Source organism: Pseudomonas orientalis, assembly GCF_022807995.1.
GTDB classification, from domain to species: Bacteria; Pseudomonadota; Gammaproteobacteria; order Pseudomonadales; family Pseudomonadaceae; genus Aquipseudomonas; species Aquipseudomonas orientalis_B.
Window position 1 is genome coordinate 2,218,289 of record NZ_CP094351.1, and the last position, 11,394, is coordinate 2,229,682.

Sequence of the window (11,394 nt, forward strand, 5' to 3'; positions counted from 1 at the left end):
CAAGGGCTTTTTTGGACAGGCGATGAACGTGTCAGAAACCCGCCAAAGGCCTTTATTACGGGGATTTATCCCGTGATGGCGGTTTTTCTCGGGGCGCGATTGCCGGATCAGAGGCGGGTAAAAACAGCGGATCAGCCTTGTTAAAATGTTGGAATACCATAATATGGTGTTCGTCTGATAGGCGGCCATGAAGCTTCCTTCGGATGGCGTCAAACAACTATAAGATCAGACAAACGCGAGTTATTCCTATGCCTCAGATGTCCCGGCAAGACCCCCTGATCGAGCATCACACGGTCGATTACGTCCCCCTCGCAGAGCGCCACGGGAAGGCCCGCGATCTGTTCACGTTATGGTTCAGTACCAATATCGCGCCGTTGCCCATCGTCACCGGCGCGATGGTGGCCCAGGTGTTTCACCTCAACCTGCTGTGGGGGCTGCTGGCGATTGCCCTCGGGCATCTGCTTGGCGGCATCGTGATTGCCCTCGCATCCGCCCAGGGCCCGCGCATGGGCATCCCGCAGATGGTGCAGAGCCGTGGCCAGTTCGGGCGCTACGGCGCGCTGCTGATCGTGTTTTTCGCGGCGCTGATCTACATCGGCTTTTTCATTTCCAACATCGTGCTGGCCGGCAAGTCCATCGTCGGCATCGTGCCCTCGGTGCCGGTGCCGGCGAGCATCCTGATCGGCGCCCTCAGCGCCACGGCCATCGGCGTGATCGGCTACCGCTTTATCCACACCTTGAACCGCATCGGCACCTGGGTGATGGGCAGCGCGTTGCTCGCCGGTTTTGTCTACATCTTTGCCCATGACCTGCCAGCGGACTTCCTCACCCGTGGCGGCTTCAACGCCGCCGGCTGGCTGGCCACGGTGTCGCTCGGGGTGATCTGGCAGATCAGCTTCTCGCCCTACACCAGTGACTATTCGCGCTACCTGCCGGCGGACATCGGCATCACCCGACCGTTTATCGCCACCTACCTGGGCGCAACCCTGGGCACCATCCTGTCGTTCGCCTTCGGCCTGGTGGCGGCGCTGGCCACACCGGAAGGCACCGAAGCCATGGTCGCGGTCAAGCAGGCCACGGGCGCGCTGGGGCCGATCCTGATGGTGCTGTTCCTGCTCAATATCATCAGCCACAACGCCCTGAACCTGTACGGCGCGGTACTTTCGATCATCACCTCGATCCAGACCTTCGCCAGCCGCTGGACCCCCAGCATCAAGGTGCGCGTGGTGCTGTCAGGCGTGATCCTCGCCGGTTGCTGCTTGGTGGCGCTGGGTGCGTCGGCGGACTTCATCGCGCAATTCATCGGACTGATCCTCGCGCTGTTGCTGGTGCTGGTGCCTTGGGCGTCGATCAACCTGATCGATTTCTACCTCATCAAGCGCGGGGTGTATGACATTGCCTCGATCTTCCAGGCGGATGGCGGGGTGTATGGGCGGTTCAACCTGCATGCGATCGTGGCGTATTTCATCGGCATTATTGTGCAACTGCCGTTTGCCAATACGTCGTTGTATGTAGGGCCGTGGGCGAACCTGGTGGAAGGCGCGGATCTGTCATGGCTGGTGGGGTTGGCGGTGACGTGCCCGTTGTATTACTGCCTGGCGACGCGTGGGCAAGCGCAGAAGGTCAGGGCGGTGGAGCTGGGTTACACCGACTAGACACCCAATTGGCTCAAGTGCCCGGCCAGTGCCGTAATGCTGTTCAGTTAAGCGTATATCGCCCTCTGTAGGAGCGAGCTTGCTCGCGAAAAACGTCAACATTAACGCGTGCTTCCTGAATGAACGCGGCGCCTGTGCGTTTTTCGCGAGCAAGCTCGCTCCTACAAAAGGCCTTAACTGAACGGCATTACGGCCAGTGCCGGGCATTTTTGTATCCTCGATAAAACAAAAAAAGGCCGCCACGACCCGACGTCGTGGCGACCCGAAGGTGATGCATTCGTCAGGTGTCAGTGTGCCCCAGCCGCCTTGTTCAAATCACTCTCCGCCCACTGCGTATACACACACGCATCCGCCGTGGCCCAGCGCACCCGCACCGGGTCACCGGCCTTGAGCGGCATGCCCGCTGCCGAGAGCGCCTTGACCGTCATCGACGTACCGCCCAGGGTCTTCACCGCGCACGTCTGGCTCTCGCCCAGAAACAGCACCTCCCCGACAATCGCCGAGACTTCATTCCAGCCCGCCGCCAACGGTTGCTCGGCGGCCTGTTCGACGCTCAGCGCCAGGGCCTTTTCCGGGCGCACCATCAGCAATACGTCCTGCTCGGTGCGCAGCCCGCTGGTCAGGCGGATCGACAGCGACTGCCCTTCGAACGACGCCGCCGCATTGCCCAGGGCCTTGAGCTTGAGGAAGTTGGAGTTGCCGAGGAATGAGGCGACAAACGCGTTCGGCGGGTTCTGGTACAGGTCGAAACCGCTGCCCAGGCCGACGATCTTGCCGTGGCTGAAAATCGCGATGCGCTGGGACAGGCGCATGGCTTCTTCCTGATCGTGGGTCACGTAGACGATGGTGATGCCCAGGCGCCGGTGCAACTGGCGCAGTTCGTCCTGCAGGTCTTCACGCAGCTTCTTGTCGAGGGCGCCGAGGGGTTCGTCCATCAGTAGGATGCGCGGCTCGTACACCAGCGCGCGGGCGATGGCGACGCGTTGTTGCTGGCCGCCGGAGAGTTGCGAAGGGCGGCGATGCGCAAATTGCTCAAGCTGCACCAGCTTGAGCATGGCGTCGACGCGTTTCTCGCGTTCGGCGCTGGCCAGTTTGCGGATGGCCAGGGGGAAGGCGATGTTGTCGCGCACCGACAAGTGCGGAAACAGCGAGTAGCGTTGGAACACCATGCCGATGTCGCGCTTGTGCGGTGGCACGTTGACCAGCGATTGCCCGCTCACCAGGATCTCACCGCTGCTCGGCGTTTCGAAGCCGGCGAGCATCGACAGGGTGGTGCTCTTGCCCGAGCCGCTGGAGCCGAGGAAGGTGAGGAACTCGCCGTCCTGGATGTCCAGGGAGATGTTGTCCACGGCGGCAAAGTCGCCGTAGTACTTGTTCAGGTTGCGCAGGCTGACCAGGGGTTGGCCAGGGTTGCGCACATCTTGGATCACTGCACTCATGTTCTGCTCCTGGGCGCTTAGGCGCTGGTTTCAGTGCGCCGACGAAGGGCGGCGGCAATCACCATGACCAGCACCGAGAGGCCGATCAGCAACGTCGAGGCGACGGCGATCACAGGCGTCAGGTCCTGGCGCAGGGTGGTCCACATTTTGACGGGAAGGGTTTGCAGGGTCGGGCTGGCCATCATCACACTGAGCACCACTTCGTCCCACGAGACAAGAAACGCGAACAGCGCACCGGCCACCATGCCTGGGCGAATCGCCGGGAAGGTCACCTTGAACACCGCCTGCACACGCGAGGCGCCGCAGATCACCGCCGCGTCTTCAATCGACTGATCGAACAGCTTCAGCGAGTTGATGATCGAGATGATGGTGAACGGCAGCGCGACAATCACATGGCTGACCACAAAGGCGAACATCGTGCCGGTGTAGCCGAGCTTGAGGAAGAGCGCGTACACCGCCACGGCGATGATCACCAGCGGCACGATCATCGGCAGGGTGAACAGGCCATAAAGCAACTCGCGGCCGGGAAAGCGCCCGCGCACCAGGGCAAAGGCTGTCGGCAACCCCAGCGCGACGGCGAAAATCGTGGTCAGCACCGCCACCTTGAGGCTGGCCATCGCCGCGTTCATCCAGTCGGGGTTGGAGAAGAATTGGCCGTACCATTTCAACGTCCAGCCCGGTGGCGGGAAGACCAGCCATTGCGACGAGCCGAACGACAGCAGCACGATAAACACGATCGGCAACAGCAGGAACAGGCCGATCAAACCGGTGGTGGTGTAGAGGCCCAGGCGCAGCCTGCGACTCATGGCGTTGGGGGTCAGGAGCATGACGGCTTACCTCGCGTTGCTGGCGCCAACCGGGGATTCCGGCTGGAGCTTCAGGTAGAAGTAGAACAGCACCAGCGTGATGAAAATCAGCAACGCCGCACCGGCACTGGCCAGGCCCCAATTGAGGAACGATTGCACCTGCTGAATGATGAACTCGGGCAGCATCATGTTCTGCGCACCGCCGAGCAGCGCCGGGGTGACGTAATAACCAAGGGACATCACGAACACCATCAACCCGCCGGAGAACAACCCCGGCCGGCACAGCGGCAGGAAGACGCGGAAGAAGTTGGTCCACGGGCTGGCCCCGCAGATCGAGCCGGCCTGCAGGATCATCGGGTCGATGGCCTGCATGGTCGCCTGCAACGGCAGCACGATGAACGGGATCATGATGTAGCTCATGCCGATGACCACGCCGGTGAGGTTATGCACCATTTCCAGCGGTTGATCGATGATGCCCATGGCCATCAGCGCCTTGTTGATCACCCCCGAGGCTTGCAGCAATACCAGCCAGGAATAGGTGCGGGCGAGCAGGCTGGTCCACATCGACAGCAGCACGATACTCAGCATCCAGCGGCCCCAGCCGCGCGGCACCAGGGTAATCGCCCAGGCCAGCGGAAAGCCCAGCAGCAGGCTGAACAGGGTCACCAGGCCGGCCACCGAAAAGGTATTGAGCAACACCCGCGCATACGCCGAGTTGGCGAACAGTTGCTCGTAGTTGCCCAGGCCCGGCACCGGCTCCAGCACGCCGCGCAGCAGCAGGCCGATCAGCGGCGCCAGGAAGAACAGGCCGAGAAACAGCAGGGCTGGGATCAGGTTGCTCGACCCGCGCCAACGCTGCGCCAGGGACGGCGCTGCGGCCCTGGCGCCAACGGTACCGCCGAGGGCGCCTCCGGCCGGCGTGGTTGCCGTCATTTTCATTTGACTAGCCATTCATTCCACCGTGTCGCAATGGCCGGACCGTTCTTGGCCCAGTAGGCGAAATCGAGGGTGATCTGGTCCTTGGCATACGCCGTCGGCAGGTTGGGCGCCAGCACCGAATCCAGGCGCTGCACGCTGTCGATGTTCACCGGGGCATAGGCGGTCAGGTTGGAGAAGTCCGCCTGGCCCTTGGCGCTGCTGGCATTGGCCAGGAACTTCATCGCGGCGGCTTTGTTCTTCGAGCCTTTAGGCACCACGAGAATGTCGGCCATCACCAGGTTCTGCTTCCAGCTCACGCCCACCGGTGCACCGTCTTCCTGCAAGGCGTGGACGCGGCCGTTCCAGAACTGGCCCATGCTGACTTCACCGGAGGCCAGCAACTGTTGCGACTGCGCGCCGCCGCCCCACCAGACGATGTCTTTCTTGAGGGTGTCGAGTTTTTTGAAGGCGCGATCCAGGTCCAGGGGGTAGAGCTTGTCGGCGGCTACGCCGTCGGCCAGCAGCGCCAGTTCCAGCACGCCAGGGCTTGGCCATTTGTAGAGGGCGCGTTTGCCGGGGTAGGTCTTGGTGTCGAACAAGGCGCTCCAGTCCTGCGGTTTGCCGGCGCCGAGCTTGCCTTCGTTGTAGCCGAGCACGAAGGAGAAGAAGAACGAACCGACGCCGTGGTCGGAGACGAAGCGCGGGTCGATCTTGTCGCGCTGGATCACCGAGAAGTCGAGGGGCTCGAGCAGGCCTTCGGCGGCGGCGCGCAGGGCGAAGTCGGCTTCGACATCCACCACGTCCCACTGCACGTTGCCGCTTTCGACCATGGCCTTGAGTTTGCCGTAGTCGGTGGGGCCGTCCTGGACCACGGTGATGCCGCTGGCCTTGCTGAAAGGATCGGCCCACGCCTGCTTCTGCGCATCCTGGGTGCTGCCGCCCCAGCTGACGAAGTTGACGCTTTCGGCTGCCATGGCCGCGTGGCTGGCCACGCTCAACAGACCCGCGAACAGCGCCGCGGTTGCACCTTTGTTCAACACCATGTTTACGCCCTCATTGTTGTGTTTATGAGCGGGGCTTTGGAGTGCCCGCCTATCGGGAGCAATCGGTCCGAACCCTTTTCTGAGCTGTCCGGACTATGGAATATCATATTATGGTATTCCAAACTTTGCGCAAGCACTTTGCCATACCGGCTATCCGCTGACGCTGGGTTTTACCGTCAGATGAAGGGGATGCTTTCCACGACTTCCAGATCGTAACCGGTCAAGCCTGCGTATTTCAGCGGTGGGCCGAGGTGACGCAGTTTGCCCACGCCCAGGTCCTGCAATATCTGCGCGCCGGTACCCACTTCCGAGTAAATCCGCGACTGCGACCGGCTGAACTGACGCGGCGCCTGGGTCAACTGCGGTACGCGTTCGAGCAATGCCTGGGACGATTCATGGTTGGCCAGCACCACCACCACGCCGCTGCCTTCAGCCGCCACGCGTTGCAGGGCGGCCCACAAGGTCCAGTTGGACGGCCCGCTGTAGTCGGCGCCGACCAGGTCGCGCAGCGGGTCGATCACATGCACACGCACCAGCGCCGGCTCATCGCGGCGCAGTTGGCCCATGACCATGGCCATGTGCACGCCGCCGTCGATGCGGTCTTCAAAGGTGATCAGGCGAAAGGTGCCGTGCACCGTGGGCAGGTCGCGTTCGCCGATGCGCACCACGGTGCGTTCGGTGCTGAGGCGATAATGGATCAGGTCGGCGATGGTGCCGATCTTGATCCCGTGCTTATGGGCAAAAGCTTCCAGCTCGGGGCGGCGCGCCATGGTGCCGTCGTCGTTCATCACTTCGACGATCACCGAGGCCGGTGTGTGCCCGGCCAGGCGTGCCAGGTCGCAACCGGCTTCGGTGTGGCCGGCGCGGGTCAGCACGCCGCCATCCCTGGCGCGCAGAGGGAAGATATGCCCGGGCTGCACGATGTCGGCGGGGCCGGCGTTGCTGTCGACGGCCGCTGCCACGGTGCGTGCGCGGTCGGCCGCGGAGATGCCGGTGGTCACGCCGGTGGCGGCTTCGATGGACACGGTAAACGCGGTGCTGAACACGCTGCCGTTGCTGGGCACCATCTGTTCCAGGCCCAGGCGTTGGCAGTGTTCATCGGTAAGGGTCAGGCAGATCAGGCCACGGGCTTCGCGGGCCATGAAGCTGATAGTCTCGGCGGTGCAGCACGCTGCAGGCAGCAGCAGGTCGCCTTCGTTTTCCCGGTCTTCGTCGTCCACCAGCAGCACCATCTTGCCCTGGCGGTAGTCTTCGATGATGTCTGCGATGCTGTTGAAGGGCATGGGGGATGCTCAAGTTATTGGTTGTATGTATTATGGTATACCATAAATTCAAACAAGAGGATGTCCCGATGAAAGCCTATTGGATTGCCCATGTGGATGTGTCCGATGCAGAGCAATACACCCAGTACACCCAGCGCGCCCCGGCGGCCTTTGCGAAGTTCGGCGGGCGCTTCCTGGCCAGGGGCGGGCGCACTGAGGTGCTGGAAGGCGGGCCGGCACGGCAGCGCAATGTGGTGATCGAGTTTGATAGCTATGAGCAGGCGCTGGCGTGCTATGAGTCTGCCGAATATCAAGAGGCCAAGGGACACAGAGCGGGGGCGGGTGAGGCGCAGATCATTATCGTGGAAGGGCTGGCGCCCTAGGTATACCTGGCCGAGTATGGTCCAAATGTGGGAGGGGGCTTGCCCCCGATGGCGGTGGGTCAGCTATAAACAAGCTGGCTGAAAGACCGCTATCGGGGCATAGGTATCTACACAACTCTGTAGCGCCCAACCGTAACCACGATGCGAAGCGAGTCGCTCTTGATCTTGATCTGCTTTTGATCCTAGGCGCCCCGTTAAACCACGCTGGCCGAACGCAGGCTTGAATCCGTGGGTAACCCGGCAGGACGCCGGGTTAGCCGCACTGGGCCATGGATGGCCCATTGCGGCGGCCCACGGATTCAAGCCGGAGAGAGCAACCGTGTCGAAATTCAAGCCATTTCTGCGAAATGTTTTTGATCGCGGACCATGGCATTCAGGATCGTCAGTAGCTTTCTCATACACGCAACCAGCGCCACTTTCTTCGTCTTCCCTGTAGCAAGCAGATGGTTGTAGAACCTCTCGATCACCGGGTTGTGGCGCTTCGAGGACAAGACAGCCATGTAAAGCACACTTCTCACCTCAGCTCGACCACCCCATATCCTTCTACGGCCTTTGTACTGGCCGCTATCGCAGTTAAAAGGAGCCACACCAACCAATGCAGCCACTTGTTTACGATTAACCTTGCCAAGCTCCGGAACCATCGCCAGCAGCGATAGTGCGAGCACGTTGCCAACACCTGCGACTTCGCGCAGCAAATCATAATTGGCCTTCCAGACCGGGGAAGCCTTGATGGCCTCGTGCAAGTCATCGTCTGTGCTTTTAAGGCGCTTTTGAAGCCAGATGATATGTGCCTTGATGTCTCTTCGAAGTGCCTTGAATACCGCCTGCTTTAGCCGAGACTCCTCCGCCACGATCATGTCGATGAGTTGGCGGCGTCGAGTGAGTAGGTCTGCCAGCTCACGAGCGTGTTCATCTGGTATCTCTCGAATCTCGGGTTTGACCGCCTGAGCAAACTCCGCAATCACCTGGGCATCCAAAGCATCGGTTTTAGCCAACCGACCGGTAGCTTTGGCGAAATCACGCACCTGACGAGGGTTGACGACAACGACTGGTAGTCCTGCAGCGCAAAGCTCCGCAGCCGCAAGCCGCTCATATCCCCCAGTCGCCTCCAACACCACCAAAACCGGGTCCTGAGCCTTGAGATGTTTAGCTAAACGATGGATATCTTCTTGAGTATTGAAAAACTGTTCGACTTGGCCAGTCGTGCTGACAAATGAGTCGAGCTTGTTTTTGGAAACATCAATTCCGACGAACGCAGAGTTATGATCCATGGCGTTTTCCTCACGTCCAACCTTGCAGAATCGGGCTTTGCGCCCAGGCAACCGTTCGGACTAGTTTAGAAAAGAACCTGCTTCGACCCATGCTCACTCACGATCTCGAAATCTGAGGGCACAACGGTCTGAAGCAGGTGAAAATAATCTTACAAGGGCACACCGAGCCTAAGCGAGGTGCCGAGTGGTGGGGCAAGAGCGTTTTGCTTACTTTTGCGCTTTTCAAAAGTGAGCCGCCGTCAGGGCGGAACCCTAAGTGGCCGTTACCGCAGAAACGGATATGTACTCGATCTGATCCAACATCCTGGTCGGCCCAGAGGCCGCCATCGGGGGCAAGCCCCCTCCCACATGTTGAACCGTGTTCAGGCTCAAGATCAGCGCATGAAGTGAATCTTGCCGCTGTCATCATTCCCCATGTAAATCCCGTACACCCCCGCCTGGCGCTCTTCGATATAGCGCTCCAGAATCTGCCGGATCGCCGGGTAGTAGATGCTGTCCCAGGGGATGTCCTCGGGGGCGAAGAAGGTGTAGGCCAGGGTTTCCGGGCCGAACTGGCCGGTGATCTCCAGCGCGATGGCGCGGAAGATGATGTACACCTCGCTGATCTTCGGCACGCTGAAGATCGAGTAGGGCGACACAATCTCGGCGCGCACGCCGCTCTCTTCCCAGACTTCGCGCAACGCCGCTTCTTCGGTGGTTTCGCCACCTTCCATGAAGCCGGCCGGCAGCGTCCAGGTGCCGGGGCGCGGTGGGATTGCGCGCTGGCACAGCAGGTACTTGCCGTCCTGCTCGATGATGCAGCCGGCGATGATCTTGGGGTTGATGTAGTGGATATAGCCGCAGCCCCGGCACATCAGGCGCTCGTGGGTGTCGCCCGGTGGCAGTTGGTGACCGAGGTCACGGCCGCCGCAGGTCGGGCAGAAGCTGGGGCTGGGCACGGTCAGTGACCTATGCGCGGTTCTTTGAGCGCGATGGGCAGGGTGATCTCGGGGAGTTTGCCGGTTTCTTCCTGTTTGCGCTTGAGGTAATCCAGGGCAACGGCGGCCGCTGCACGCACGTGGTCGACGCAGGCCTGGTGGGCGGCGAGGGGGTCGCCGCTCTTGATCGCCTGGACCATGCGTTCCATTTCCTGGTTGCTGGCGCCACGGCGGTTCTGCTGGGACACCGAGGTTGCGCGCAGGTAGCTGATGCGCGCCTGCAACTGGCGCAACTGGGTGGCGGCCACGTGGTTGCCGCAGCCTTCGAGCAACACATCGTAGAAGCCCTGCACGGAGTCGATCACTTGCTGCAGTTCGCCTTCCTTGAGGGCCTTGCGGTTTTCCTCGAGGGCTTTTTCCAGGGCCTTGATGTCCTTGGCCTTGGCGCGCAGGGTGAACAGTTGCACGATCAAGCCTTCGAGCACGCAGCGCAGTTCATAGATATCGACGGCATCGGCCAGGGTGATGATCGCCACCTGCGGGCCCTTGGCATCGGCAAATTCCACCAGACCTTCGGACTCCAGGTGACGCAACGCTTCGCGCACCGACGTGCGGCTGACGCCAAGGCGGTCGCACAGGTCGCGCTCCACCAGGCGGTCACCGGGCAGCAGCTGGAAATTCATGATGGCGCTGCGCAGTTTCTCCAGCACGATTTCGCGCAGGGTGACCGGGTTGTGATTGACCTTGAAGCTGTCGTCGAGGGGCGCGCGTTTCATGGGGATCTGCTCTGAATGTAGCGGTTAACTGGAGGCCTCGGCATCGGCCTCGGCGAAGGCTTCACGGGCCAGCCGAAAGCTGTCCACGGCAGCGGGAACCCCGCAATAAATGCCGACCTGAAGCAGAATTTCGCGTATTTGTTCACGACTCAGCCCGTTGCGCAAGGCGCCACGCACGTGCAGCTTGAGTTCGTGAGGCCGATTGAGGGCCGAAATCATTGCCAAGTTTATCATGCTGCGTTCTTTAAGCGACAAACCCTCCCGACCCCATACATGGCCCCAGCAGTACTCGGTGACCATCTCCTGCAGCGGCCGGGTGAAGTCGTCGGCGTTGTCGATTGAACGCTGTACGTAGGCTTCACCCAGGACTTGCGTACGAATTTTCAGGCCCTGTTCATATTTTTCGTTGCTCATGCTTCAGCGCTCCTCAGGCCAGGGTCGGCAGCGGGCCGAGCTTGCCTTTGTGATAGATCATCGGCGTGACCGGCTGCGCGGGCAGGATCAGGTTTTTCACTGCGCCGACAATGATCGCGTGGTCGCCGCCGTCGTATTCGCGCCACAACTCGCACTCGATGATGGCCGTGGCGTTGGCCAGCAGCGGGTTGCCCAAGTCGCTCAGGTGCCACGCGATGCCCTTGGCCTTTTCCTTGCCTTTGCCGGCGAAGGCATAGGCCTCGGCGGTCTGGCCGGCGGACAGCAGGTGGATGGCGAAGCGCTTGCTGTCGCGCAGGATCGGGTAGGTGTCCGACGCGTAGTTGGGGCAGAACAGCACCAGAGCCGGGTCGATCGACAGCGCACTGAATGCGCTGGCGGTAATGCCGACGATGCCGCCGTCCGGGTCGAGGGTGGTGACCACCGTGACGCCCGAAGGAAACGAGCTCATGACGTCTTTGTAAATGCCGGGTTCGATCATGGGGGAGGCCT

12 protein-coding genes are annotated in these 11,394 nt (G+C 61.3%); 2 read left to right on the plus strand and 10 right to left on the minus strand.

What is annotated here, in order from left to right; genetic code table 11:
- The first annotated feature begins 248 nt into the window (after nt 1-248).
- Nucleotides 249-1,655 carry a purine-cytosine permease family protein gene (locus MRY17_RS09955; protein ID WP_191953426.1) on the plus strand — a complete coding sequence of 469 codons (1,407 nt, stop codon included), beginning with the start codon at nt 249-251 and terminating at the stop codon, nt 1,653-1,655.
- Between the two features lie 287 nt (nt 1,656-1,942).
- Here MRY17_RS09955 and MRY17_RS09960 read toward each other — a convergent pair whose 3' ends face one another.
- The 5 genes from MRY17_RS09960 to ribBA form a co-directional block, all read right to left on the minus strand.
- Nucleotides 1,943-3,094 (minus strand): ABC transporter ATP-binding protein, encoded by a 1,152-nt coding sequence (locus tag MRY17_RS09960; protein WP_243353667.1) that lies wholly within the window; start codon nt 3,092-3,094, stop codon nt 1,943-1,945.
- Between the two features lie 17 nt (nt 3,095-3,111).
- A complete protein-coding gene (locus MRY17_RS09965) occupies nt 3,112-3,921 on the minus strand; it encodes an ABC transporter permease (RefSeq protein WP_243353668.1) in 810 nt (269 codons plus the stop codon).
- A 6-nt stretch (nt 3,922-3,927) separates the two neighbouring features.
- Nucleotides 3,928-4,839 (minus strand): ABC transporter permease, encoded by a 912-nt coding sequence (locus tag MRY17_RS09970; RefSeq protein WP_411566591.1) that lies wholly within the window; start codon nt 4,837-4,839, stop codon nt 3,928-3,930.
- Nucleotides 4,836-5,861: an ABC transporter substrate-binding protein gene (locus MRY17_RS09975; protein ID WP_243353669.1), complete on the minus strand. Its 1,026-nt coding sequence runs from the start codon at nt 5,859-5,861 to the stop codon at nt 4,836-4,838. The genes MRY17_RS09970 and MRY17_RS09975 overlap by 4 nt, the downstream gene beginning before the upstream one ends.
- A 176-nt stretch (nt 5,862-6,037) precedes the next feature.
- The gene (gene ribBA / locus MRY17_RS09980; RefSeq protein WP_181284822.1) at nt 6,038-7,144 is read right to left on the minus strand and encodes a bifunctional 3,4-dihydroxy-2-butanone-4-phosphate synthase/GTP cyclohydrolase II; all 1,107 of its coding nucleotides are present in this window, start codon (nt 7,142-7,144) and stop codon (nt 6,038-6,040) included.
- A gap of 68 nt (nt 7,145-7,212) precedes the next feature.
- Here ribBA and MRY17_RS09985 point away from each other — a divergent pair, with 68 nt between their 5' ends.
- A complete protein-coding gene (locus MRY17_RS09985) occupies nt 7,213-7,506 on the plus strand; it encodes a DUF1330 domain-containing protein (protein ID WP_191953421.1) in 294 nt (97 codons plus the stop codon).
- Nucleotides 7,507-7,835: 329 nt separating this feature from the next.
- Here the strand turns inward: MRY17_RS09985 and MRY17_RS09990 are convergent, their stop codons facing one another.
- The 5 genes from MRY17_RS09990 to MRY17_RS10010 all read right to left on the minus strand — a co-directional run bounded on the left by MRY17_RS09990 (nt 7,836) and on the right by MRY17_RS10010 (nt 11,383).
- Nucleotides 7,836-8,777, minus strand: coding sequence for an IS110 family transposase (locus MRY17_RS09990; RefSeq protein ID WP_191951590.1), 942 nt, complete (start codon nt 8,775-8,777; stop codon nt 7,836-7,838).
- A gap of 374 nt (nt 8,778-9,151) precedes the next feature.
- On the minus strand, nt 9,152-9,715 hold the full coding sequence (locus tag MRY17_RS09995) for an NUDIX hydrolase (RefSeq protein ID WP_191953516.1): 564 nt from the start codon (nt 9,713-9,715) through the stop codon (nt 9,152-9,154).
- A gap of 2 nt (nt 9,716-9,717) precedes the next feature.
- Nucleotides 9,718-10,470, minus strand: a complete 753-nt coding sequence (locus MRY17_RS10000; RefSeq protein WP_057721964.1) for a GntR family transcriptional regulator — start codon at nt 10,468-10,470, stop codon at nt 9,718-9,720.
- A gap of 24 nt (nt 10,471-10,494) precedes the next feature.
- A complete protein-coding gene (locus tag MRY17_RS10005) occupies nt 10,495-10,884 on the minus strand; it encodes a carboxymuconolactone decarboxylase family protein (RefSeq protein WP_065935311.1) in 390 nt (129 codons plus the stop codon).
- A 13-nt stretch (nt 10,885-10,897) separates the two neighbouring features.
- Nucleotides 10,898-11,383 carry a flavin reductase family protein gene (locus MRY17_RS10010; RefSeq protein WP_181285646.1) on the minus strand — a complete coding sequence of 162 codons (486 nt, stop codon included), beginning with the start codon at nt 11,381-11,383 and terminating at the stop codon, nt 10,898-10,900.
- Nucleotides 11,384-11,394 lie beyond the last annotated feature (11 nt).